The sequence below is a fragment of the Pantoea sp. Cy-640 genome (genome assembly GCF_011752635.1).
GTDB lineage: Bacteria > Pseudomonadota > Gammaproteobacteria > Enterobacterales > Enterobacteriaceae > Pantoea > Pantoea dispersa.
In genome coordinates, this window is the sequence record NZ_VWXB01000010.1 from 44,649 (window position 1) to 69,488 (window position 24,840).

Sequence of the window (24,840 nt, forward strand, 5' to 3'; positions counted from 1 at the left end):
TTATGGCTCGCGCCCGGCGTTAGTCGTAATCACCCGGTTTGGTTTTGCTCTTCATCGCCACGCCAAAATCAGTGAATATGCGCTGCGGCAGATTGTTGCCTTTGGCTTCAGCGATGTGATGCGCGAGGATCTGGAACGGAATCACCATCAGCAGCGGCGCTATCCATTCGCTGACCTCCACGCCGAGTGCCAGCGTGCGCGCATCATCGCTCTCCCCGAGACACAGACTCCAGACGTGCGGCGTCACGCGCTGCTCATACTGGCGCAGCAGCTGCAGGCGTTCGCGCACCGGCGCCTCGACATCGATAAAGAACAGCCGGTGCTGCGGATTGATTTCGAAATAGGGGCCATGCATAAACGCTTCCAGTTCAATGCCCTGCGACGGCACGCGCACCGTTTCGCTGAATTTGGTCTCCATCTCTTTGATCACGCCAATCGCCGGACCAAAGCCAATCGAGATAAAGCGTGGCGCCGCAGTGAGATCGTCCTGCCAGCGCTGCCAGAAGCGCTCGGTGCGGGCGATGATGCCCGGAATCGCGTCGACGCCGTGCTGCAGTTGCGTCAGCGCCTGCTGCTCCTGCTCTGCGCTGAGGCGACCGCTGTGGCGCGCACTGTGCACGCCAATCAGCATCAGCGTCAGGATCGTGGCGACATAGCCTTTGGTGACATACCCGACGCGCTCTTCGCCGTTCATGATGTCTACGGCGTGATCCACCGCCTGCGCCAGCGGACTGGTGATTTTGCTGGTGATGCCCCAGGTTGCCACGCCGTGCTGTTTTTTCAGCGCGTCGATCGCTGCCAGCGTCGAAGTGCTCTCGCCGCTTTGTGAAATCGCGATCACCAGATCGGTCGCCGGATCCCACTGCTCGTAGTGCTGAAAATGGAACGGCTCCTGCACGCTGATGCGTACGCCAGTCAGTTGCTCAACGTAATATTTGGCGCTGAGCGCGGCGTTGATGCTGGAGCCGGTGGCCAGAATCAGCACTGTTTTTGCCTTGCCCAGCACCGGTAATCCCTGCGGATAGCACGCCAGCAGATGGCTCAGCACCTCGGGTTGCTGGTGGATGTAGGTCATCATGGTGGGTTTCATTACCGCTCCTTAAACTGTTTTTCCGCCAACCTGAAAACGTTTTCAGGTTGTGAGCCAACTTATTTAATGGCGCATATTAAGTCAACGTGAGGATCGTGAAATTGCGATCGCGCTAACAAAGCGCAACGAAAGCAGATAGAACGTTTAAGGGGAGATGATCAGGCGGATTCGCCGGGGATCAATACCGGCTTTAGCGGTGCGCTGCAGCGCGCGTGCGGGCTTAAGCTGCCGTCCAGCTGCGCCATCATCATGGTGATAATGTTTTGCCCCAGCTGCGGATTCTGGTGATCGACGCTGGTCAGGCGCGGGATAAAATACTCGCTGCCGGGGAAGCGCTCGCAGCTGATGACCGCGACCTGCTCAGGCACGTTAATGCCGCGATCGTGTAGCGCGCGGATCGCGCCCATCGCCACGCGATCGTTGATCGCCACCAGCGCCTGCGGTTGCTCTGCCTGCTGCCACAGCGTATCAACCGCCTGATAGCCGTGTTCAGGATAGAAGTTATTCAGGCAGATCCAGCTGTCGCGCGGCGTAATGCCGGCCTGCTGCAGCGTGGCGTGGAAATGACTGACGCGCTCGCGCGTCACCCACACTTTGCGCGAACCGCCAATAAACGCGATATCACGCAGGCCGCGCGCCAGCAGGTGATTCACCGCCAGCCCGACGCAGTGCTGCTGGTCGCGCATCACGCACGGCCAGCGGCCAGCAGGATGCGGCTGCCCCACCACCACTACCGCCATTTTGTCCATCAGCGATTCCAGCAGCGTCAGGTAGCCGGCCGGAATCGGCGCATAGTCGCTGTGGCCGCCGAGCACGATCACCCCATCGATCTGGCTATCGATAATCGACTGAAAAATCGCGCTTTCGTCATCGTCGTGCTGAGGGCTGCGGTTGGCCGACTGGGTATCGTACAGGGTGATTTTGTAACCGATGGCCAGACAGGCCTGCTGAATCTGCGCCACCAGCGTGACGAAGTAAGGGTTAGTGATGTCAGAGACGATCACCGCGAGGGTGTAGCTCTGGCGCGATATCATGCCGCGCGCCATCAGGTTGGGGCTGAACTGATGCTCGGCGATCACCTGTTCCACCCGCGTGCGGGTTTTTTCCGACACCCACGCATACTTGTTGAGCACGCGCGAGACGGTGGTGATCGACACACCGGCGAGTACGGCAATATCCTTGATGGTAAGATTTTTGCTCATCGTCGCCGGGTTCGCTTATTCGTCGCCGAGCGGGGCCGCCGCGCCGTTGCTCAGCAGCTCACGCACTACGCTGGTGGCAAAACTGCCGGCCGGCAGCCAGAACTGCAGCTCGAGCGTGACGTCATCCCACCAGTTCCATTGCAGATCTTTCGGCACCACCAGCATGGCGCGCCGCGCCGCATCGACGCGTTCACGCTCCAGCAAGCCCAGCAGATCGGCCGCGCCCGCCAGCTGCTGCTGTTCAAACGCCAGCGTTTCGCCCTGAGTGCCCAGCTCGCCGCGCCCGGCCAGCGGCGCGGTAATGCGCAGCTCGTGGTTATCCACACGCTGCTGCAGCGCAGGTAACTCTTCCGTCTGAGCAACAAACCAGCTGCCGCGCCCGCTGAGCTGTAGCGCATCACCGGGCTGCACGCGATCCAGCGCACCGTCACGCTGCAGACGCGCGCTGGTCAGCTGATTGAACAGCTGGCTGCGCGCCGCCGACAGCAGAATGCCTTTCATACTGCGGTCGCGTGGACGGAATTTCTCGTCGGCCCACAACCGCGCCTGCGTCAGGTTATTGCCGCCGCGGCCAAAGCGCTGTTCGCCAAAATAGTTGGGCACGCCCTGCTGCTGAATCCGCTGCAGCCGCGACTCCACCTGCGCGCGGTCGGACACCTGACGTACCACCAGACGAAACGCATTGCCCGCCAGCGCGCCGGTGCGCAGTTTACGCTTGTGGCGAATCACCTGCAGGATCTCCACGCCTTCCAGCTGGAAGCCGGCAAGGTTGGGCATCGCCGTGCCCGGCACGCGGAAGCACAGCGTTTGCTCGGTGACCGCGTGGCGATCTTTCATGCCGGCATAGCTGAGATCGCGCTGATGCACGCCGAGGAATTTGGCGATCGCCTCAGCGACAAAACGCGTGTTGCAGCCAATTTTACGGATGCGCACCAGCAGCTGCTCGCCTTCGCCATCATAGGGATAGCCGAGATCTTCAATTACCACGAAATCTTCGGGACTGGCTTTGATTACCCCGGTGGCAGCGGGCACGCCGTGCAGGTAGAGCAGCTCACTCATGCCCGATCGGCCTTCACCAGCAGCGCCACGGCTTCGCAGGCAATGCCTTCACCGCGACCGGTGAAGCCCAGCTTCTCGGTGGTGGTGGCTTTGACGTTGACATCATCCATGTGGCAACCGAGATCTTCGGCGATGTTGACGCGCATCTGCGGCACGTGCGGCAGCATTTTCGGTGCCTGAGCGATGATGGTGACATCAACGTTGCCGATGCGGTAGCCCTTCTGCTGGATGCGGCGCCAGGCTTCGCGCAGCAAACCGCGGCTGTCGGCGCCTTTGAATGCCGGATCGGTATCCGGGAACAGTTTGCCGATGTCGCCCATTGCCACCGCGCCCAGCAGCGCGTCGGTCAGCGCATGCAGCGCCACATCGCCGTCGGAATGCGCAATAAAGCCCTGTTCGAAGGGAATACGCACCCCGCCAATCACCAGCGGACCTTCGCCGCCAAACGCGTGCACGTCAAAACCGTGACCGATACGCATCATGCGTGCTCCTTTAACTGAATCTGAGTGAGATAGAAGGCCGCCAGCGCCAGATCTTCCGGCCGCGTTACCTTAATATTGTCGCTGCGTCCGCTGACCAGCTCAGGATGATAACCGCAATATTCCAGTGCCGAGGCTTCATCGGTGATGGTCGCGCCTTCATTGAGCGCGCGCGTCAGGCAGGCGGTCAGCAGCGCATGCGGGAAAAACTGCGGCGTCAGCGCATGCCATAAGTCATCGCGTTCGACGGTATGCGCAATGGCACCTTTGCCGGGCTCCGCGCGCTTCATGGTGTCACGCACCGGTGCCGCCAGAATCGCGCCGACTTTGCTGTGCTCACGCACCGCCAGCAGACGCGCTAAATCATCAGGATGCAGACACGGCCGCGCCGCGTCGTGCACCAGCACCCAGGCGCTATGGCGGATGGTCTGTAATCCGGCCAGCACCGACTCGGCGCGGGTTTCGCCGCCGGTGACGCGCAGCACGCGGGCATCCTGCGCCAGCGGCAGGCTATCGAACCAGCCGTCATCCGGGCTGACTGGCACCACCACCTGCTTTACCGCCGGATGCGCCAGCAGGCGCGCCACGCTGTGCTCGAGCAGGGTTAACGGACCGATGGTGAGATACTGCTTCGGACAGGCGGCCTGCATGCGGCTGCCGATACCGGCAGCCGGCACCACGGCAATCACATCCGCAGAGGAAGAGAGCTGATTCATGGTTTATCGTTGTTGATTCTGCGCCGCTTGTTGCGCATTACGTTTGTTTTGGTCTGGCACCAGACGATAGAAAGTCTCGCCAGGCCTGATCATGCCCAGCTCGCTGCGTGCGCGTTCCTCAATCGCCTCTGAACCGCCATTGAGATCGTCAATTTCGGCAAACAGCTGATCGTTACGCGCTTTGAGTTTGGCGTTATTCGCCTGTTGTGACGCCACGTCTTCGCTGACGCGCGTGTAATCATGGATACCGTTCTTGCCCAGCCACAGAGAGTATTGCAACCATCCCAGCAGCACGAGCAGCAGTAACGTCAGTTTTCCCATCCCCGCCCCCTGAAAAACGGCTCAATCATCCCATAACTTGACGCCGGACTCCACTGCGGCAGCGAAAATGGCGCGCAAGCAGATTTGTCTGGACAAATAATGACGGAGAAAGCGCCGGACGGCAGGTAAAGTTTTGTAACCTGCCGATGCGTTTGCACATCAGCGCCGGATTACCAGCCGGAGAGAAAGGAGAATAGCAACCAGAACAGGCACACCACCACCAGGGCGGTAATCAGGCCGCTCCACCACAGCCGGCCACGCAGCATCAGGCTGAGCACGATGCCAATCAGCACCGAAACCGGCAGCAGCGCGAGGAAAAAAGGCCAGGTGTAGAGAAAGAAAAACAGCGTGTTAGAGCCGTACAGCAGAAACGGGATGCCCAGCGCACACCAGTACGAGAGAAAGCCGATCACGCCGCCCGGCAGCGATGAGCGTGGCTCATCCGGGGTGCGTTCATCTTTGCGTGCCAGCATGGGGGTAACGTTCTGCATAGAGATCCTGTTGACGCTAAAGCGCGGCAAACCGTGAGATTTGCCGCTGTCGGTTCAGGATCTGATGATATCGTGGTGGCGCAGCAGGTCTAACAATTGGCCGGTCAGTTTTGTAACCAATTGTTCACCATCCAGCTGGATTTCCGGCGCGTCTGGCGCCTCGTAAACGCTGTCGATACCGGTGAAGTTACGCAGCTCGCCGGCACGGGCTTTTTTATACAAGCCTTTCGGATCGCGCGCTTCGCACACCGCCAGCGGCGTATCGACGAACACCTCGATAAACTGTCCGTCACCGAGCAGATCGCGCACCATCTGGCGCTCGGCACGGTGCGGCGAGATGAACGCCGTCAGCACCACCAGTCCGGCATCCACCATCAGTTTCGCCACTTCACCCACGCGCCGGATATTCTCTTTGCGGTCTTCATCGCTGAAACCGAGATCGCGGCACAGGCCGTGACGCACATTGTCGCCGTCCAGCAGATAGGTGCTGACGCCCAGCCGGTGCAGCGCCTGCTCCAGTGCACCGGCCACGGTAGATTTACCCGAGCCAGAGAGCCCGGTAAACCACAGCACCACGCCACGATGGCCGTGCTGCTGTTCGCGTTCAGCGCGCGTGACCGGATGGTCATGCCACACCACGTTTTCGTCGTGCTGCGCCATTACTGACCGCCCAGCAGGTCGCGTGCGTTCCAGTGCGGGAAGTGACGGCGCACCAGCGCGTTCAGCTCCAGCTCGAAATCACTGTACTGACCAGCCTGACTGCGCGCGGCGCTCAGCGGCTGATGGATCATGCCGGCACCGACGGTCACGTTGCTCAGGCGATCGATAAAGATCATGCCGCCGGTCACCGGGTTCTGCTGGTAAGCATCCAGCACCATCGGTTCATCAAACGTCACTTCTACCAGACCGATGCCGTTGAGCGGCAGGCTGTCGACCGCGCGTTTTTCCAGCGTGTTGATCTCCACCTGATGGGGAATCTTTTCGACGCGGCCACGCGCTTTCTTACCGGCAATTTTCACTTCATAGCTTTGCCCCGGCTGCAGCGGCTGTTCCGCCATCCACACCACGTCGACGGTCGCGGACTGCACCGCCTGCAAATCGGCGGCAGCATCCACCAGCAGATCGCCACGGCTGATGTCGATCTCATCGTTCAGCACCAGGGTAATCGCCTCACCGGCGGCCGCCTGCTGCAGGTCGCCGTCAAAGGTGACGATACGCGCAACGCTGGATTCCACGCCGGACGGCAGCACTTTCACCCGCTGGCCGACGCTGACCACGCCCGACGCCAGCGTACCGGCATAGCCACGGAAGTCGAGGTTCGGCCGGTTAACATACTGCACCGGGAAGCGCATCGGCTGCGTGTCGACCACGCGCTTCAGCTCTACCGTCTCCAGCACGTCGAGCAGCGTCGGGCCGCTGTACCACGGCATGGTTACGCTCGGGGTGGCGACGTTATCGCCTTCCAGCGCCGACATCGGCACAAAGCGGATATCAAGATCGTCCGGCAGCTGCGCGGCAAAATCGAGGTAATCCTGTTTGATCTGCTCGAAGGTCTCCTGGCTGTACGCCACCAGATCCATCTTGTTGATCGCCACCACCAGATGTTTGATGCCCAGCAGCGTGGCAATAAAGCTGTGGCGACGGGTCTGATCCAGCACGCCTTTGCGCGCATCGATCAGCAGGATCGCCAGATCGCAGGTTGAGGCACCGGTCGCCATGTTGCGGGTGTACTGCTCGTGCCCCGGCGTGTCGGCGATGATGAATTTGCGCTTCTCGGTGGAGAAATAGCGATAGGCCACATCGATAGTGATGCCCTGCTCGCGCTCGGCCTGCAGGCCATCAACCAGCAGCGCCAGATCGAGTTTCTCGCCCTGGGTGCCGTGGCGTTTGCTGTCATTGTGCAGCGACGACAGCTGATCTTCATAAATCTGGCGCGTATCGTGCAGCAGACGGCCAATCAGCGTACTTTTGCCGTCGTCGACGCTGCCGCAGGTGAGAAAACGCAGCAGGCTTTTGTGTTGTTGCGCGGTCAGCCAGGCTTCAACGCCGCCCTGCTCGGCAATCTGTTGGGCAATAACGGTATTCATCGGCGTCTCCTTAGAAATAACCCTGACGTTTTTTCAGTTCCATCGAACCGGCCTGGTCGCGGTCAATCACGCGCCCCTGACGTTCACTGGTGGTGGAGACCAGCATCTCTTCAATGATTTCCGGCAGCGTCTGCGCCTCGGATTCCACCGCGCCGGTCAGTGGCCAGCAGCCGAGGGTACGGAAACGCACCATACGCTGCTTAATCACTTCACCCGGCTGCAGGTTGATACGATCGTCATCAATCATCATCAGCATGCCGTCGCGCTCCAGCACCGGGCGCGGTGCAGCCAGGTACAGCGGCACGATTTCGATGTTTTCCAGGAAGATGTACTGCCAGATATCCAGCTCGGTCCAGTTGGAGAGCGGGAACACGCGAATGCTTTCGCCTTTGTTGATCTGGCCATTGTAGTTGTGCCACAGCTCCGGACGCTGGTTTTTCGGATCCCAGCGGTGGAAACGATCGCGGAACGAATAGATACGCTCTTTGGCGCGCGACTTCTCTTCGTCACGGCGTGCGCCACCGAATGCCGCATCAAAACCGTATTTGTTCAGCGCCTGCTTCAGGCCCTCGGTTTTCATGATGTCGGTGTGTTTGGCGCTGCCGTGCACGAACGGGTTGATACCCATCGCCACGCCTTCCGGGTTACGGTGCACCAGCAGCTCTGCGCCCATCGCTTTCACGGTGCGATCGCGGAACTCGTACATTTCACGGAATTTCCAGCCGGTATCAACGTGCAGCAGCGGAAACGGCAGCGTGCCCGGATAGAAGGCTTTGCGCGCCAGATGCAGCATCACCGAGGAGTCTTTACCGATGGAGTACATCATCACCGGATTGCTGAACTCGGCCGCCACCTCGCGGATGATATGGATACTCTCTGCCTCCAGCTGGCGCAGATGAGTGAGACGATTTTGGTCCATAATTTTTCCTCAAGCCAAATTGACAACGGCGGACTCGCGAGCCCCCTGCTGTGCCGAATGTTGGAACCAGGCAAGTTGCCCGTGCAGATTCACCACTTCGCCAATCACTAATAGCGCTGGCGTCGGCGCGGCAGCTGCCAGCGCCTCGAGTTGTGCTAAGGTGCCGGTCAGCACCTGTTGATCCTGGCGCGTGCCGCGACCAATCACTGCCACTGGCGTTGACGGCGCGCGGCCGTGTTCGATCAGCCCGGCGGCAATCTCCGCCGCTTTCACCGTGCCCATGTAAATTGCCAGCGTCTGCCGCGCGCGCGCCAGCGACGGCCAGTCGATACCGTCGCCGTCGGCGCGGCAGTGACCGGTAATAAACAGCACGCTCTGGGCATAATCGCGATGGGTTAACGGAATACCGGCATACGCGGTAGCGCCTGCGGCCGCAGTGATGCCCGGCACCACCTGGAACGGAATGCCCGCCGCCTGCGCCGCCTGCAGCTCTTCGCCGCCGCGGCCAAAAATAAACGGATCGCCGCCTTTCAGGCGCACCACGCGCTTGCCCTGCTGCGCCAGCGTCACCAGCAGCTGATTGGTCTCTTCCTGCGGCACCGAATGGGCGCCGGCGCGTTTGCCGACGCAGATACGATCGGCATCGCGTCTTACCAGCTCCAGCACCTCGTCGCTGACCAGATGGTCATACAGCACCACATCGGCCAGCTGCATCACCTGCAGCCCGCGCAGCGTCAGCAGACCGCTGTCGCCCGGTCCGGCACCGACCAGCGTGATTTCACCCTGATTATCGGAGGTGTTTTCCAGTTCGCGATCGAGCGTGCGGCGCGCCTCGTTGACGTTACCCGCCGCCATCTGGCTGGCAAACAGGCCATTAAAAGCCCGCTCCCAGAAGCGACGACGGTCAGACATTTTGTGGTAGCGCTGTTTGACTTTGTCGCGCCACTGACCGGCCACTTCGGCCATCTGCCCGAGATTGGCGGGCAGCAGCGCCTCGATTTTTTCACGCAGCAGACGCGCCAGCACCGGCGCGGTGCCGCTGGAGGAGATCGCCACCACCAGCGGTGAGCGGTCAACAATCGACGGGAAGATAAAGCTGCATTTCGGCTGGTCGTCGACCACATTCACCAGCTTGTGGCGCGCATTGGCGGCATCAAATACCTGCGCGTTGAGGGCGTTATCGTCGGTGGCGGCAATCACGAGGAAAACATCGTCCAGCTGCGCCGCGTCGAAGTGCTGAGCAATCCACTCAATGGCGTTAATGTCGCGCAGCGCCTGCAGTTCATGGCCGAGCTCGCGCGCGGCTACCCGCACGTGCGCACCGGCACGCCGCAGCAGCTCAATTTTACGCGCAGCGATTTCGCCACCGCCGACCACCAGCACCGGACGGTTTTTGAGATCGGCAAAGAGAGGCAAGTAATCCACGTTAACCTTGTTAGTTTTACAATAAGTTAACGCGACTATACGTCCCCGCCTTCTGGCAGATGAAATTACGAATTAGCATGAGTAGTTACCAAATGGAATAACGCACCGGGATTGTTGATAACAATTTGTGCTTAACAAATGATATTGCTGGTGTTTCGGAGCGATACAAATTGTGCAGGCGGCGTCACAGTTTCATACTAACTCAGAATTTTTTTACCCTGACGGGATGTCAGAAAAGGACAACCACTATGTTTGCCACTCTCCGCCGCAGCGTGCTGGCAGCACTGATTGCCGGCGGTTTGCCTCTTTTGGCGCAGGCTGCAGCGAGCGCACCTGGCCACTTTGCCGAACAGCAGCTGCGCCACATTGCCACCTATTTCCCCGGCCGCATGAGCGGCAGCCCCGCCGAGCTGATGACGGCAGATTATCTGCAGCAGCAGTTCACCCAGCTTGGTTATCAGAGCAATACCCGGCAGTTTAACACCAGCTATAACTGGCTGGAGAAACAGGGCATCACGCGCCGCCATAAAGTGACGGCGACCTCGGTGATCGCCGCACGCGCCGGCAGCGTGCCGCAGGAGATTCTGGTCGTCACCCATCTGGATACCTGGACGCCGCTCAGCCAGCACGAGGCAGATAATAATCTCGGCGGCCTGCGTTTGCAGGGCGTGGACGATAACGCTTCCGGGCTGGGCGTGATGCTGGAGCTGGCGCAGGCGCTGAGTCAAACGCCGCTGCACTATGGCGTGCGCTTTGTGGCGCTGAGCGCAGGCGAAGCCGGTTTACACGGTATGGATGATTATCTGGCGCGCATGAGCGTGCAGGAGAAGAAAGATACGCTGCTGGTGATCGATCTGAATAGCCTGATCGTTGGCGATCGTCTCTACTTTAATAACGGCATGAATACGCCAGCGGCGGTACGCAAGCAGACCAGCGCACGCGCCCTGCAGATTGCGCACCGTTACGGCATCACGGCCGCCAGCCACGCGCTGACCGCACGCGATTACCCGGGCGTTAATCCGTTTGATAAAGCCGGGATTCCGCTGCTGGACGTTACCGCAGCCAACTGGGCGCTGGGCAATAAAGCCGGTGAGCAGCAGCGCGCTCGGTCACCTCACTTTCCGGAGGGTACGGTGCGCCACCAGACCGGGCGCGATAATCTGACTTACATCGACCACTGGCTGCCGGGGCGCATCCATCAGCGCACGCGCGACAGCGTACGCATTTTGCAGCCGCTGCTGACGGAGCTGGCTAATCCGACGTTGTAAGATCTTGCCGGTTTTGCGGGTGCGCACCGCTGCGCACTCGCAGCAATTGCGCCCGTCAGCCTTCGTGTAACCCGCATTCGCGTTTGAGGCCGAAAAAGCGCGTCTCTTCCTCGGCCATCCCCGGCTCCCACTTGCGCGTGGTGTGCGTGTCGCCCACGGAGAGGTAACCTTCGTCCCACAGCGGATGGTACTTCAGCCCATGCTGCTTCAGATACTGGTGCACCTGACGGTTGTCCCAGTCGATGATCGGCAGGATTTTGAACACGCCACGCTGCACGGCCAGTACCGGCAGGCTGGCACGACTGCCAGACTGATCGCGGCGCAGGCCGGCAAACCAGGTCTGCGCACCCAGCGTTTGCAGCGCGCGGTTCATCGGCTCGACTTTGTTCAGCTGGTTGTACTGCTCGATCCCTTCAACGCCCTGCTCCCACAGCTTGCCGTAGCGCGCTTCCTGCCACGCCGGTGAGGTTTCGGCGCGGAAGATCTGCAGATTCAGGTTCAGCTGCTGCGTCAGTTCATCAATGAAGCGGTAGGTCTCAGGGAACAGATAACCGGTATCGGTGAGGATGACCGGAATATCCGGGCGCTGCTGCGTGACCATGTGCAGGAGCACCGCCGCCTGAATACCAAAACTCGACGACAGCACGAAGGCGCCCGGCAGCTGCTCCAGCGCCCAGCTGACGCGCTGTTCGGCAGAGAGTTTTTCCAGCTGGACGTTGCTTTCCGCCAGCGCCATGATGCGATCGACTTTGCTGCCGCTGTTCAGGCTGGCGAGATCGGGTAGTGTCATACTGCCTCCGGGTCCCAGAAATCACGGGCGGGATCGACCACCGGCTGCACAATGCCCGCGCGAATCACGAAGTCACCAAATCCTTCATCCGCCGTGCGCTCGCTGGCCCAGCGCGCCACCAGCTCATCGATGCTGGCGAGGATTTCGTTTTCCGTGATGTTTTCGCGGTACATGCGCGGGATGCGCGTGCCGATGCGATTACCACCAATATGCAGGTTGTAACGGCCCGGCGCTTTGCCCACCAGGCCCAGTTCGGCCAGCATGGCACGCCCGCAACCGTTCGGACAACCGGTAACGCGTAACACTATGTGCTCTTCGCCGACGCCGTGGCGGTGCATGATCTCCTCCACTTTGCTGACGAAGGACGGCAGGAAGCGTTCGGCTTCAGCCATCGCCAGCGGACAGGTCGGGAAGGCCACGCAGGCCATGGAGTTTTCACGCTGCGGCGTGACCGCTTCCATCAGGCCATGCTCACGCGCAATGGCTTCGATCTGCGCTTTCTGCGCCTCCGGTACGCCGGCCACAATCAGGTTCTGATTGGCGGTCAGGCGGAAATCGCCCTGATGCACTTTGGCAATCTCCGCGATACCACGCTTCAGCGGACGGCCCGGATAATCCAGCAGGCGACCGTTTTCGATAAACAGCGTCAGGTGCCATTTCTTGTCGATGCCCTTCACCCAGCCGATGCGATCGCCACGGGTGGTAAATTCGTACGGGCGAATCGGCTCGAAGGTCAGGCCGGCACGCTTCTCGACTTCGGCTTTAAAGGTCTCGACGCCGACGCGCTCCAGCGTGTATTTGGTTTTGGCATTTTTACGATCGGTACGGTTACCCCAGTCGCGCTGCGTGGTGACCACCGCCGCAGCCACATCAAGGATCTTCTCCACCGGCAGGTAACCAAACTCGCTGGCGGTGCGCGCGTAAGTGGCTTTGTTGCCGTGCTCAATCGACAAGCCGCCGCCGACCAGCAGGTTAAAGCCAATCAGCTTGCCATTCTCCGCAATGGCGATGAAGTTCAGATCGTTCGCATGCAGATCGACATCGTTATGCGGCGGCACCACCACGGTGGTTTTAAACTTACGTGGCAGATAGGTTTCACCGAGGATCGGCTCCTGATCGGTGGTGGCGACCTTCTCCTGATCCCACCAGATCTCGGCGTAGGCGCGCGTCTGCGGCAGCAGGTGCTCGGAAAGCTTTTTCGCCCACTCGTACGCTTCCTGATGCAGCTCTGACTCCACCGGGTTCGAGGTACACAGCACGTTACGGTTGACGTCGTTGGCAGTAGCCAGCGCGTCCAGTCCGACTTCATGCAGCATCTGGTGAGTCGGCTTAACGTTCTTCTTCAGAATGCCGTGAAACTGGAACGTCTGACGGTTAGTCAGGCGAATGCTGCCATACAGCGTTTTGTCGGTGGCAAATTTATCAATCGCCAGCCACTGCGTTGGCGTGATGATGCCGCCCGGCAGACGGCAGCGCAGCATCATGGCATGACGTGGCTCCAGCTTCTGCGCAGCGCGCTCGGCGCGGATGTCGCGGTCATCCTGCTGGTACATGCCGTGAAAACGGATCAGCAGGAAGTTATCGCCGGTAAAGCCGCCGGTCAGGCCATTGTCGAGATCTTCTAAAATGGTGCCGCGCAGGTAGTTGCTCTGCTTTTTCAGACGCTCGGCGTCGGAAAGTTTGCCTTCAACCACCAGCGGTCCAGGATGTTTTTCGCTCATTAGTAAACGTCTCGCTGATAACGGCGCTCAATGCGCAGCTCACTTAAAAATTCGTCAGCGGTTTCACGATCCATGCCGCCGTGTTCGACCACCACATCCAGTAATGCCTGTTCAACGTCTTTCGCCATGCGATTGGCGTCGCCGCAGACGTACAGGTGCGCGCCCTCTTCAATCCAGCGCCACACTTCCGCCCCTCTGGCGCGGATTTTATCCTGTACGTAAATCTTTTCGGCCTGATCGCGTGACCACGCCAGATCGATATGGGTCAGCAGACCGTCTTTAACGTATTTCTGCCACTCTACCTGATAGAGGAAATCTTCGGTGAAGTGCGGATTACCAAAGAACAGCCAGTTTTTACCACTGGCACCGTCGTTTTCACGCTGCTGCATGAAGGCGCGGAACGGGGCAATGCCGGTGCCCGGGCCGATCATGATCACCGGTGCATCCGGATTGGCCGGCAGGCGGAAATTATCGTTATGCTCGATGAACACGCGGATTTCGCCATCTTCTTCCAGGCGATCGGCCAGCCAGGTAGAAGCACCGCCGCCGCGCTGACGGCCGTCAATTTCATAACGCACCGCGCCGACGGTAATATGCACTTCGGTTTCGCTCTCCGCCTGCGACGAGGCGATGGAGTAAAGCCGCGGCGTTAGCGGACGCAGCAGGCCAGTCAGCTGGCCGGCGTTCAGTTCGGTGGGTGCCTGGCGCACCATGTCGACAATCGGGAAACTCTGCGCGAAGCTTTGCAGCTTCGGCTTGTCGCCCGCCAGCGCCAGCAGCGCCTCGTTGCGCGACAGGGCCGCATACTGCTCGACAATCTGCGGCGTGTTGACCGTCAGCTCAAAATGTTTCTGCAGCGCCTCGGCCAGCGGCAGGGTTTCTCCGCGCACCTCGACCTGCTCATCGCCTTTCAGCCACACCAGCTGCAGCAGCTCCTGCACCAGTTCCGCATCGTTTTCATACCATACGCCGAGCGCATCGCCTGGCTGGTAACGCAGACCGGAATCTCCCAGATCGATTTCAATATGGCGCACGTCTTTATCTGAGTTACGACCGGTAATTTTCTGGTTCAGGGCAAAGCTGGCGGTGAGCGGCGCTTCTTTGGTGTAAGGACTGCTGTCCACCAGATTGACGCTGCCAGCCGCGCTGGCTGCCAGCTGCGCTGCCGGTTCCGCCGGCACGCGTGCTTTGAGAATATCGGTGAGCTGCAGACGCCAGGCGCTGGCCAGTTCGCTGTATTCAACATCGGCATCCACGCGATCCAGCAGGCGTTCGCCGCCCAGTTCGGCCAGACGCTGGTCGAAGTCTTTACCGGCCTGACTGAAAAATTCATAGGAGGTATCGCCAAGACCAAACACGGCAAAGGCGGTATCACTCAGCTTCGGCGCTTTCTTCGACAGCAGGAATTTATGCAGCGCCACCGCCTCTTCCGGCGGTTCGCCCTCGCCCTGCGTTGAGGTCACGATGACCAGCAGTTTTTCCTGACCGATCTGTTTGAATTTGTAGTCGCCGGCATTCACCAGGTTGACGCTCAGTTTCGCCGCCAGTAAATCGTCACGCAGCTGCTCGGCCAGCCGGCGCGCATTGCCGGTTTGGGAGGCGGAGATCAGCGTAATGCCCGGCACCTCGGCGGCGACTGGCGCAGGCGCGGCAACGGTGCCCGGTGCCTGATTAACCATGCCCCAGAAGTAGCCAGAGAGCCATGCCAGCTGCGTTGGATTGAAATCGGTGGTCGCGGCCTGTAAGCGCGCAATTTGCTCCGGGGATAGCGGAAGCATCGCTGGGGGTGCCTGAGTCGTCATCGCGTTAAAAATTCCAGTGTCAGAAATCCGTACCGGGAAGCGGCGGAAGAGTGGGTAGGTTACCGGCCTGTATATTAACGATTAAATAAGGCTTCGACATAATAAATAACCAAAATGACTAAGTGGTTTTTTGGGTCAGTCTAACCAGTAAAAGTGGTAAATAAAGTCGTCGTAATTCAATCAGTTAATTTACGGCGTAAACGGCAGATCGGCAGAAATGTCCTTTTCAGCGCTGGCGGGTGCGAAAAATCTGCTTTTCAGGTAGACTTCAGCGGTTTTTACGTCTGAGAGCCATTATGTCTACCACGCTGTTTAAAGAGTTCCAGTTTGAAGCGGCCCACCGCTTACCTCACGTGCCGGAAGGGCATAAATGCGGTCGTCTGCACGGCCATTCATTTCTGGTGCGACTGGAAATTACCGGTGAAGTGGATGCGCATACCGGTTGGGTAATGGATTTTGCCGAACTGAAGGCGGCGTTCAGGCCGATCTACGATCGCCTCGATCACCATTATCTCAACGATATTCCCGGTCTGGAGAACCCAACCAGCGAAGTGCTGGCGAAATGGATCTGGGATGAGATGAAGCCGATTCTGCCTGAGCTGAGTGCGGTGATGATCAAAGAGACCTGCACCGCAGGCTGCGTCTATCGCGGCTGACAGCCGCGGTAAAGGTCAGAAGGTCGCCATCAATGGCGACCTTACGGTGCAGTGCGGTTTACTGGGTGCGCATTGATGCGCATCGGGTACCATTGGCCAGGTCGCCATCAATGGCGACCCTACGGTGTAATGAGTTTTACAGGGTGCGCATTGATGCGCACCAGCCACAATTGCGTTGATTTTGCCGGGTGCGCCTCGGGTGAATCAGGCGATGTTCAGGTATTTGTGCGTCTGCATCGAAAGCCGCCAGTTGCGGGCAATGCAGGTTTCGATACACAGTCTGGTCGCCGCCTCGCCACGGCTGATGGGCTGCAGCGCCACAATGCGTTTTTTCTCATCCTGCAGGCCAGCCAGCAGCGCATCCAGCGCTTCCACATCCCGCTCGCGCGCCACCGGATGTTTGATCTCATCGGCACGCTGCAGCGCCTGCGGCAGCACATCGTAGCCACCCCGCATGTTCACCTTCGGCGACACCGTCACCCAGGTGGCAGCGGAACAGTGCACTTCATGCGTGCCGCTGGTTTCAATCTGACACTGAAAACCGGCCGCTTCCAGCGCTTCGGTCAGTGGACGTAAGTCAAAAATTGCCGGCTCACCGCCGGTGATTACCACATGGCGGGCGGTCCAGCCCTGACGCTGAATGCTCTCAATCAGCGTGGCCGCATCGGCGCTGCCCCAGGCATCGCTCTCCACGGTTTTGACCAGAATGTCCCCCAGCGACGTCTCCCGATCCGCCCGCGTTTCCCAGGTATGTTTGGTATCACACCAGCTACAGCCCACCGGACATCCTTGTAAGCGGATAAAGATGGCCGGCACGCCGGTGTAAAAACCTTCGCCCTGCAGCGTCTGGAACATTTCGTTAATCGGGTAGAACATTTTTTACTCACGTCAGAAATTCGAGGCGCAGATTATGGCAGATTTTGTGCGTCGCTTCACAGCTGCTTCGTGCCATAAAAAGCAAAAGCCCCGCACGAGGCGGGGCTTGATGTCAGGCGATGTGGCCGTTTAGCCACATCCGCAGGCGATTACGCCTGGCCTTTAACTTCTTTCAGACCGTTGAACGGCGCTTTGTCACCCAGCGCTTCTTCGATACGAATCAGCTGGTTGTACTTAGCAACGCGGTCAGAACGGCTCATAGAACCGGTTTTGATCTGGCCAGCGGCAGTACCGACCGCCAGGTCAGCGATGGTCGCATCTTCAGTTTCGCCAGAGCGGTGAGAGATGACCGCGGTGTAGCCAGCGTCTTTCGCCATCTTGATCGCAGCCAGGGTTTCGGTCAGAGAACCGATCTGGTTGAATTTGATCAGAATAGAGTTAGCGATGCCTTTCTCGATGCCTTCTTTCAGGATTTTGGTGTTGGTCACGAACAGATCGTCGCCCACCAGCTGAATTTTGTCGCCCAGCACTTTGGTCTGGTAAGCGAAGCCGTTCCAGTCAGACTCATCCAGACCGTCTTCGATAGAAACGATTGGGTACTGTTTGGTCAGGTCTTCCAGGAAGTGGGTGAACTCTTCAGAAGTGAAGGCTTTGTTGCCTTCGCCAGCCAGCACATATTTGCCGTCTTTGTAGAATTCAGATGCTGCGCAGTCCATCGCCAGGGTGATGTCTTTGCCCAGCTCGTAGCCTGCTGCTTTAACAGCTTCGGCGATAACGGCCAGCGCTTCGGCGTTTGAACCCAGGTTTGGCGCGTAGCCACCTTCGTCACCCACCGCGGTGTTCATGCCTTTGGCTTTCAGGACTTTAGCCAGGTGATGGAACACTTCAGAACCCATACGGATGGCTTCTTTCACGGTTTTCGCGCCAACCGGCTGAATCATGAACTCCTGGATATCAACGTTGTTATCCGCGTGCTCACCACCGTTGATGATGTTCATCATTGGCAGTGGCATAGAGTATTTGCCCGGGGTGCCGTTCAGTTCTGCAATGTGTGCGTACAGTGGCAGGCCTTTAGAGGCTGCTGCTGCTTTGGCTGCTGCCAGAGAAACCGCCAGAATGGCGTTTGCACCGAAGTTGGATTTGTTGTCAGTACCGTCCAGCTCGATCATGATCTTATCGATGTTCGCCTGGTCTTTGGCATCTTTGCCTTTTACCGCGTCAGCGATTGGGCCGTTAACCGCAGCAACCGCTTTGGTTACGCCTTTGCCCAGGAAACGAGACTTATCACCGTCACGCAGCTCCAGTGCTTCGCGTGAACCGGTTGATGCACCTGATGGCGCAGCAGCCAGACCAACGAAACCGCCTTCCAGATGCACTTCTGCTTCTACAGTCGGGTTGCCACGGGAGTCGATGATTTCGCGACCGATGACTTTAACGATTTTGGACATTCGATTTTCCTCAGTACAAGTTAGTCAATCCTAAGACAAACAACGCGCGAAAAGTTCGCGCGCTGTTCGTTAAACTCTTACTTCGCTAAACGCTTCTGGTGCTCCTGCGCGGCTTTCACAAAGCCAGCGAACAGCGGATGACCATCACGCGGGGTCGACGTGAATTCCGGGTGGAACTGGCAGGCTACAAACCATGGATGATTCGGGATCTCGATGATCTCCACCAGTTGATCGTCGCCGGAACGGCCTGCAATGTGCAGACCCGCCGCTTCAATCTGCTTCAGCAGCAGATTGTTTACTTCGTAACGGTGGCGATGACGCTCAGTAATGACGTCAGAGCCGTACAGCTGGCGCACTTTGCTTTCCGGCGTCAGCTGGCACTGCTGGCTTCCCAGACGCATGGTGCCGCCCAGATCGCTCTGCTCGGTACGCTGTTCAACGTTACCGTTTTCATCGCGCCATTCGGTGATTAACGCAACCACCGGGTACTTACAGTCTGGCACAAATTCAGTGGAGTTGGCGCCTTCCATCCCGGCCACGTTGCGCGCGAATTCCATCAGCGCAATCTGCATGCCAAGGCAAATGCCGAGGTACGGAATGTTGTTTTCACGCGCGTATTGTGCGGTCAGCAATTTCCCTTCCACACCGCGGTAACCGAAGCCACCAGGAATCAGGATAGCATCAAGATCTTTCAGAATTTCGATGCCGCGCGTTTCCACATCCTGCGAATCGATCAGCTTGATGTTCACGGTGACGCGATTTTTCAGGCCGCCGTGCTTCAGCGCTTCAATCACGGATTTGTAGGCATCCGGCAGTTCGACATATTTGCCGACCATACCGATGGTCACTTCGCCGCCCGGATTGGCTTCTTCGTAAATCACCTGCTCCCACTCGGCCAGATTGGCTTCCGGCGCGCTCAGGTTGAAACGCTTGCAGATGTAATCATCCAGACCCTGCGATTTCAGCAGGCCCGGGATCTTGTAGATCGAATCAACGTCTTTCAGCGAGATAACCGCTTTTTCCGGCACGTTACAGAACAGGGCGATCTTCGCACGCTCGTTAGCGGGCACCGCGCGGTCTGAACGGCAAATCAGCACGTCAGGCTGAATACCAATCGACAGCAGCTCTTTGACCGAGTGCTGAGTTGGCTTGGTTTTCACTTCACCCGCCGCCGCCATGTAAGGCACCAGCGTCAGGTGCATATACATGGTGTGTTCACGGCCAACATCGACCGCCATCTGGCGAATCGCTTCCAGGAACGGCAGGGATTCGATATCACCCACGGTTCCGCCGATTTCCACCAGCACGACGTCATGACCTTCGCCACCTTCAATGATGCGCTCTTTGATGGCGTTGGTGATGTGTGGGATAACCTGAATGGTCGCGCCCAGATAGTCGCCGCGACGCTCTTTGCGCAGCACTTCTGAGTAGATACGGCCGGTAGTAAAGTTGTTGCGGCGCGACATTTTGGTACGGATGAAGCGCTCGTAGTGACCTAAATCCAGATCGGTCTCGGCCCCGTCATCGGTGACGAACACTTCACCGTGCTGCGTAGGGCTCATGGTACCCGGATCGACGTTGATATACGGATCGAGTTTCATGATGGTCACATTCAGACCACGTGCTTCAAGGATGGCTGCGAGGGAGGCTGCGGCAATGCCTTTGCCCAGAGAGGAAACGACCCCGCCGGTCACAAAAATATAATTCGTTGTCATGCTGAACCTGAGAGTTTAGGTTTAAAGACGGTGGAATAACCAGGACGGGAAAACAGTATACCCGAAGTCGTCCGCAGCCACAATTGATGAATCACACCATCCTCCTCGCATTACAGCCTGTAACATAGCGGAGAGTGCCGGGTGAAATGTTGACGTACGTCACAAAGTTGCCGACTGGCTGAATCGAGTAAGCTCGGCCGGTGATTTTATGCGCAGCGCTGGAATAATCACCTGCGCTGCGCGGTGAGGCTGAACAAGATTATTCGCCGGCTTTGACCTGCTGCCAGGCGGCTTCCATCTGCGCCAGCGTAGCCTGTTCCATGCTCAGCCCCTGGGCCTGAATAATATTCTCGACCTGACGGAAGCGGCGCTCGAACTTGTCATTGGCCTTCTGCAGCGCGGTTTCCGCTTTGCTGCCGAGATGGCGTGACAGATTGACGGTGGCGAACAGCAGATCGCCAATCTCCTCTTCCAGCTTGTCGCTGTCCACCACGGCCTGCTGCGCTTCATGCATCACTTCGTCGATCTCTTCATGCACTTTATCCAGCACCGGCCCGAGGCTGTCCCAGTCGAAGCCTACGCTGTGACAGCGCTTCTGGATTTTATAGGCGCGCATCAGCGCCGGCAGCGCTTTCGGGATATCGTCCAGCACCGAGTGCTGCGACTTCTCCGCACGCTCGCGCTGCTTGATCGCCTCCCAGTTTTTCAGCACTTCGGCCGTGGAATCGACCTGGACTTCACCGAAGATGTGCGGATGGCGACGCTCCAGTTTGTCACTGATGGCGTTGCAGATGTCATCGAAGTTGAAACGCTGCTGCTCCTCGGCCATGCGGGCGTAGAACACCACCTGAAACAGCAGATCGCCCAGTTCGCCGCGCAGATCGTCAAAGTCTTCGCGCTGGATGGCGTCGATAACTTCATAGGTCTCTTCCAGCGTATACGGCGCGATAGAGGCGAAAGTCTGCTGGCGATCCCACGGGCAGCCGCGCACCGGATCGCGCAGGGTTTGCATGATGGTGAGCAGGCGGTTTAAAGCAGTCATGAAAGTCCCCGGAACAACAAGATAAAAAGCCGCCATTAATGGCGACCCTGCAGGGTAATTACGCTGTTTTGCCCCGGTGCGCATTGCTGCGCACCGGTCTCAGCAGGGCTTAATGTAAGCGGCGCGCATCGATAATATCCGGCACCTGATTAAGGCGCGCCAGCACGCGACCCAGCACCTGCTGGTTATAAATCTCGATATCCATATCGATGGTGGCGAGCTGCTTTTTGGTGTCGCTGCGGCTGGACACGCCCAGCACGTTGACCTTTTCATTGGCCAGAATGGTGGTGATGTCGCGCAGCAGCCCGCTGCGATCGTTGGCCGTCACGCGTACCACCAGCGAATAACCGCTGGAGTAACTTTCGCCCCACACCGCATCGACAATCCGTTCCGGCGCATGTGAAATCAGTTCGCTGAGCTGATCGCAGTCGGCGCGGTGAATCGAAATGCCGCGCCCCTGGGTAATAAACCCGACAATATCGTCGCCCGGAATCGGCTGGCAGCAGCGCGCAATGTGGTGCAGCAGATTGCCGACGCCCTCCACCACCACGCGGCCACTCTCTTTGCGCGCCGACGACGGCTGATGCGATTTCTGCGTCAGCTGACGCAGCGCCTCGCGATCTTCCTCTTCAGCGCTCGGCTTGTTGAGCTTCGCCTGCAGGAAGTTAACCATCTGGTTAAGACGGATATCCCCGCCGCCAATCATCGCCAGCAGCTCATCCTGTGAGCTGACGTTATAACGCGGCAGCAGCAGCTTCTCGGCTTCGCGCATGCTGATATCCAGCTGACCGAGCTCGCTATCCAGAATCTGCCGGCCGGCCGCGATATTTTTGTCGCGATCCTGTTTACGGAACCAGGCATGAATCTTCGAGCGTCCACGGCTGGTGGTGATATAGCCGAGGTTGGGGTTCAGCCAGTCGCGGCTCGGGTTCGGCTGCTTCTGGGTGATCACCTCAATCTGATCGCCCATCTGCAGCTGATAGGTAAAGGGCACGATACGGCCGCCAATTTTGGCGCCGATGCAGCGATGACCAATATCACTGTGAATGTGGTAGGCAAAGTCGAGCGGCGTGGAACCGGCCGGCAAATCGACCACGTCACCCTTCGGCGTAAACACGTAAACGCGGTCATCAAATACCTGGCTGCGCACCTCTTCCAGCATCTCGCCGGAATCCGCCATCTCTTCCTGCCAGGTAATCAGTTTACGCAGCCAGGCGATGCGCTCTTCGTGCCCTGCGGCACCGCGCGCGTTGCTGGCCGTCGGCCCTTCTTTGTACTTCCAGTGTGCCGCGACGCCCAGCTCAGCGTCCTCGTGCATCTGGCGGGTACGGATCTGAATCTCGACCGTTTTGCCCTGCGGTCCCAGCACCACGGTATGAATCGACTGATAGCCGTTTGGCTTGGGATTGGCAACGTAATCGTCGAACTCGCTAGGCAGATGACGATACAGCGTGTGGACGGTGCCGAGTGCGCCGTAGCAGTCCTGCAGGCGTTCAGCGACGATGCGCACTGCGCGCACGTCGAACAGCTCATCAAACGCCAGCGACTTCTTCTGCATTTTGCGCCAGATGCTGTAGATATGCTTGGGACGGCCGTAAACTTCCGCACGCACGCCCTCTTTTTGCATCTCTTTACGCAGGTTATCGACGAAGTTATCAATGTACTGTTCACGATCGATGCGGCGTTCATGCAGCAGTTTGGCGATGCGCTTATATTCGTCAGGATGCAGGTAGCGGAAGCAGTAATCTTCCAGCTCCCATTTGAGCTGGCCGATCCCGAGACGATTGGCCAGCGGCGCATAAATGTTGGTGCTCTCTTTCGCCGCCAGCACGCGCTCATCTTCCGGCGCATCTTTCATCTCGCGCAGGTGGGCAATACGTTCTGCCAGCTTGATGACCACGCAGCGGAAATCTTCCACCATCGCCAGCAGCATGCGGCGCACGTTATCCACCTGCTCTGAGGCCATTGAGTCGTTGTGAATGGCTTTCAGCTGACGGATGGCATCCATATCGCGCACGCCGTGCACCAGCGAGACGATGCTTTTGCCAAAGGCCTTCTCCAGATCCTCTTCGCTCACCACGCCCGCATTGGCCAGCGGGAACAGCAGCGCGGCGCGCAGACTGTCGATGTCCATACTGAGCATGGTGAGAATTTCCACCATCTCAATACCGCGCCACAGCAGCAGAGCCTGATCTGGATGGTCGTGCGTTTCGGCTTCACAGTAGCGCCATGTTTCCGCCAGTCGTTCGCAGGATTGCGGATTACTGATACTCAAGCTGGCGATCCACTGGTCAAGGGCAAATTCCCCGGCCGTATTTAAATGCGCACTTCTAACCGCAACCATATCCTCTCCTGCCACAGCGACTTAAACATCGCTTATGTTTTGCTAAACAGCACCATGGATTCGAGATGGCTGGTATGAGGGAACATATCCAGCATCGCGACCCTTTCCAGATGGTAGCCCGCCGACAGTAATGTCTGACTGTCGCGGGCAAGTGTTGTCGGGTTACAGGAAACATAGACCACGCGTTGCGGCGCAAGTTTAACGATATGCGACATCACGCCCGCGGCCCCGGCTCGTGCCGGATCCAGTAACACCTTATTAAATCCCTGCGCCGCCCAGGGCTGGCGCGAGACATCTTCCTCTAAATTGTGCTGGAAGAAGCAGACATTTCTGAGATTGTTAAGCTGAGCATTATACTCTGCCTGGCGCACTAATGCTGCAACGCCCTCCACACCCACCGCATTTTGTACGAACTTTCCTAGCGGCAATGTGAAGTTGCCCATGCCACAGAACAGATCGAGCACCCGATCGTCCGGCTGCAGATCCAGCCAGGCAATCGCCTGTGCCACCATCTGCTGATTCACGCCATCGTTGACCTGTATGAAATCCTGCGGGCTAAAGGTTAGCTGCAAATCAAACGAGCGGTAGTAAGGCTGCTCGGCACCGAGCGCCTGCAGCGCGTCACTGCCGTCCGCCAGCCAGATCATCAGCCGGTGCTCATGCGAAAAACGTTCCAGTTTTGTCCGGTCCGCAGCGGAGAGCGCATCAAGATGGCGCAGCACCATTAGCGGACCGTTATCCGCCAGCACCAGTTCCACATGCCCCAGCCGTTTCGCTGCGTGCAGGCTGCTGAGACAGTGGTGCAGCGGCTGCAGCAGCGCCTCAAGCTCGGGCACCAAAACGGGGCATTGCGTCACATCAATCAGATCGTTACTGCCCGCCTGACGGAAGCCCATCTGCAGGCGCTGCTGCTTCGGCAGCCACTGCAAACCGAGACGCGCGCGCCGGCGATAGCCCCAGGGCGCAGCGCTGATGATCTCATCCACCTGCACCGGCAGCGCCGCTTCCTGACTCAGCATGCGGCCCAGCGCCCGCGCTTTGCTCTCCTGCTGCAGCGCCACGGACACGTGCTGCTGCTGGCAGCCGCCGCACACGCCGAAATGGATGCAGCGCGGTTGCTGGCGCTGCGGGCTCGGTTGTGTAATCTTTTTGGCTTTGCCGCGCGCAAACTGACGCTTGTCTTCGGTCAGGATCACCTCGGCCTGTTCGCCGGGTAGAGCGCCGCTGACAAACAGCGTTTTACCGTTATGGCGCGCCACGCCCTGACCAAAGGGATCGAGCTCGTCAATGGTGACGCTGAGACGTTGCTTCGTCGTCACGCGCTGTTTTGCGGAGTAAAATTGCGCCATAGTATTGTGAATTCTCAGTTTTCATTAGGTGTGCAGCCGT

At 58.7% G+C, this 24,840-nt stretch carries 22 protein-coding genes; 2 read left to right on the forward strand and 20 right to left on the reverse strand.

Going from position 1 to position 24,840, the window contains the following annotated elements; all coding sequences use genetic code 11:
• Nucleotides 1–19: 19 nt before the first annotated feature.
• The 11 genes from F3J36_RS20555 to cysG form a co-directional block, all read right to left on the reverse strand.
• Nucleotides 20–1,090 (reverse strand): SIS domain-containing protein, encoded by a 1,071-nt coding sequence (locus F3J36_RS20555; RefSeq protein WP_166720467.1) that lies wholly within the window; start codon nucleotides 1,088–1,090, stop codon nucleotides 20–22.
• A gap of 158 nt (nucleotides 1,091–1,248) precedes the next feature.
• Entirely contained in the window at nucleotides 1,249–2,292 is a 1,044-nt protein-coding gene (locus F3J36_RS20560; protein WP_166720468.1) for a LacI family DNA-binding transcriptional regulator, read from the reverse strand.
• 15 nt (nucleotides 2,293–2,307) lie between these two features.
• Nucleotides 2,308–3,351 carry a tRNA pseudouridine(13) synthase TruD gene (gene truD, locus F3J36_RS20565; protein ID WP_166720469.1) on the reverse strand — a complete coding sequence of 348 codons (1,044 nt, stop codon included), beginning with the start codon at nucleotides 3,349–3,351 and terminating at the stop codon, nucleotides 2,308–2,310.
• Nucleotides 3,348–3,830 carry a 2-C-methyl-D-erythritol 2,4-cyclodiphosphate synthase gene (gene ispF / locus F3J36_RS20570; protein ID WP_031279680.1) on the reverse strand — a complete coding sequence of 161 codons (483 nt, stop codon included), beginning with the start codon at nucleotides 3,828–3,830 and terminating at the stop codon, nucleotides 3,348–3,350. The genes truD and ispF overlap by 4 nt, the downstream gene beginning before the upstream one ends.
• Nucleotides 3,830–4,546 carry a 2-C-methyl-D-erythritol 4-phosphate cytidylyltransferase gene (gene ispD / locus F3J36_RS20575; protein ID WP_021507349.1) on the reverse strand — a complete coding sequence of 239 codons (717 nt, stop codon included), beginning with the start codon at nucleotides 4,544–4,546 and terminating at the stop codon, nucleotides 3,830–3,832. The genes ispF and ispD overlap by 1 nt, the downstream gene beginning before the upstream one ends.
• A 3-nt stretch (nucleotides 4,547–4,549) precedes the next feature.
• On the reverse strand, nucleotides 4,550–4,867 hold the full coding sequence (ftsB, locus tag F3J36_RS20580) for a cell division protein FtsB (RefSeq protein WP_021507350.1): 318 nt from the start codon (nucleotides 4,865–4,867) through the stop codon (nucleotides 4,550–4,552).
• Between the two features lie 170 nt (nucleotides 4,868–5,037).
• On the reverse strand, nucleotides 5,038–5,358 hold the full coding sequence (locus F3J36_RS20585; protein WP_021507351.1) for a DUF3561 family protein: 321 nt from the start codon (nucleotides 5,356–5,358) through the stop codon (nucleotides 5,038–5,040).
• A 54-nt stretch (nucleotides 5,359–5,412) separates the two neighbouring features.
• A complete protein-coding gene (gene cysC, locus F3J36_RS20590; protein WP_021507352.1) occupies nucleotides 5,413–6,018 on the reverse strand; it encodes an adenylyl-sulfate kinase in 606 nt (201 codons plus the stop codon).
• Complete coding sequence (gene cysN, locus F3J36_RS20595; protein WP_166720470.1) at nucleotides 6,018–7,445, reverse strand: sulfate adenylyltransferase subunit CysN; 1,428 nt, start codon at nucleotides 7,443–7,445, stop codon at nucleotides 6,018–6,020. The genes cysC and cysN overlap by 1 nt, the downstream gene beginning before the upstream one ends.
• A 10-nt stretch (nucleotides 7,446–7,455) precedes the next feature.
• Nucleotides 7,456–8,364 (reverse strand): sulfate adenylyltransferase subunit CysD, encoded by a 909-nt coding sequence (gene cysD / locus F3J36_RS20600; RefSeq protein WP_021507354.1) that lies wholly within the window; start codon nucleotides 8,362–8,364, stop codon nucleotides 7,456–7,458.
• A 9-nt stretch (nucleotides 8,365–8,373) separates the two neighbouring features.
• Entirely contained in the window at nucleotides 8,374–9,789 is a 1,416-nt protein-coding gene (gene cysG, locus F3J36_RS20605) for a siroheme synthase CysG (protein WP_021507355.1), read from the reverse strand.
• A 248-nt stretch (nucleotides 9,790–10,037) separates the two neighbouring features.
• Here cysG and F3J36_RS20610 point away from each other — a divergent pair, with 248 nt between their 5' ends.
• Nucleotides 10,038–11,057, forward strand: a complete 1,020-nt coding sequence (locus F3J36_RS20610; protein ID WP_166720471.1) for an aminopeptidase — start codon at nucleotides 10,038–10,040, stop codon at nucleotides 11,055–11,057.
• A gap of 55 nt (nucleotides 11,058–11,112) precedes the next feature.
• Here F3J36_RS20610 and F3J36_RS20615 read toward each other — a convergent pair whose 3' ends face one another.
• The 3 genes from F3J36_RS20615 to cysJ are packed head-to-tail and all read right to left on the reverse strand — an operon-like array spanning nucleotide 11,113 to nucleotide 15,370.
• Complete coding sequence (locus F3J36_RS20615; RefSeq protein WP_058759741.1) at nucleotides 11,113–11,847, reverse strand: phosphoadenylyl-sulfate reductase; 735 nt, start codon at nucleotides 11,845–11,847, stop codon at nucleotides 11,113–11,115.
• On the reverse strand, nucleotides 11,844–13,568 hold the full coding sequence (gene cysI / locus F3J36_RS20620) for an assimilatory sulfite reductase (NADPH) hemoprotein subunit (protein WP_021507358.1): 1,725 nt from the start codon (nucleotides 13,566–13,568) through the stop codon (nucleotides 11,844–11,846). Before cysI ends, F3J36_RS20615 begins: the two co-directional genes overlap by 4 nt.
• A complete protein-coding gene (gene cysJ, locus F3J36_RS20625) occupies nucleotides 13,568–15,370 on the reverse strand; it encodes an NADPH-dependent assimilatory sulfite reductase flavoprotein subunit (RefSeq protein ID WP_058759740.1) in 1,803 nt (600 codons plus the stop codon). The genes cysI and cysJ overlap by 1 nt, the downstream gene beginning before the upstream one ends.
• Before the next feature lie 293 nt (nucleotides 15,371–15,663).
• Between cysJ and queD the strand changes: the two genes are divergently transcribed.
• Complete coding sequence (gene queD, locus F3J36_RS20630) at nucleotides 15,664–16,026, forward strand: 6-carboxytetrahydropterin synthase QueD (protein ID WP_176428100.1); 363 nt, start codon at nucleotides 15,664–15,666, stop codon at nucleotides 16,024–16,026.
• Nucleotides 16,027–16,230: 204 nt separating this feature from the next.
• On the opposite strand, the gene queE is transcribed toward queD, so the two are convergent.
• The 6 genes from queE to rlmD form a co-directional block, all read right to left on the reverse strand.
• Nucleotides 16,231–16,902, reverse strand: coding sequence for a 7-carboxy-7-deazaguanine synthase QueE (gene queE, locus F3J36_RS20635; protein ID WP_021507361.1), 672 nt, complete (start codon nucleotides 16,900–16,902; stop codon nucleotides 16,231–16,233).
• A 149-nt stretch (nucleotides 16,903–17,051) separates the two neighbouring features.
• On the reverse strand, nucleotides 17,052–18,350 hold the full coding sequence (eno, locus tag F3J36_RS20640; protein ID WP_021507362.1) for a phosphopyruvate hydratase: 1,299 nt from the start codon (nucleotides 18,348–18,350) through the stop codon (nucleotides 17,052–17,054).
• A gap of 77 nt (nucleotides 18,351–18,427) precedes the next feature.
• The gene (gene pyrG, locus F3J36_RS20645) at nucleotides 18,428–20,065 is read right to left on the reverse strand and encodes a glutamine hydrolyzing CTP synthase (protein WP_166720472.1); all 1,638 of its coding nucleotides are present in this window, start codon (nucleotides 20,063–20,065) and stop codon (nucleotides 18,428–18,430) included.
• A 259-nt stretch (nucleotides 20,066–20,324) separates the two neighbouring features.
• On the reverse strand, nucleotides 20,325–21,107 hold the full coding sequence (mazG, locus tag F3J36_RS20650; protein WP_125310165.1) for a nucleoside triphosphate pyrophosphohydrolase: 783 nt from the start codon (nucleotides 21,105–21,107) through the stop codon (nucleotides 20,325–20,327).
• A 109-nt stretch (nucleotides 21,108–21,216) separates the two neighbouring features.
• A complete protein-coding gene (relA, locus tag F3J36_RS20655; protein ID WP_021507365.1) occupies nucleotides 21,217–23,451 on the reverse strand; it encodes a GTP diphosphokinase in 2,235 nt (744 codons plus the stop codon).
• A 32-nt stretch (nucleotides 23,452–23,483) separates the two neighbouring features.
• The gene (gene rlmD / locus F3J36_RS20660; protein ID WP_166720473.1) at nucleotides 23,484–24,800 is read right to left on the reverse strand and encodes a 23S rRNA (uracil(1939)-C(5))-methyltransferase RlmD; all 1,317 of its coding nucleotides are present in this window, start codon (nucleotides 24,798–24,800) and stop codon (nucleotides 23,484–23,486) included.
• Nucleotides 24,801–24,840 lie beyond the last annotated feature (40 nt).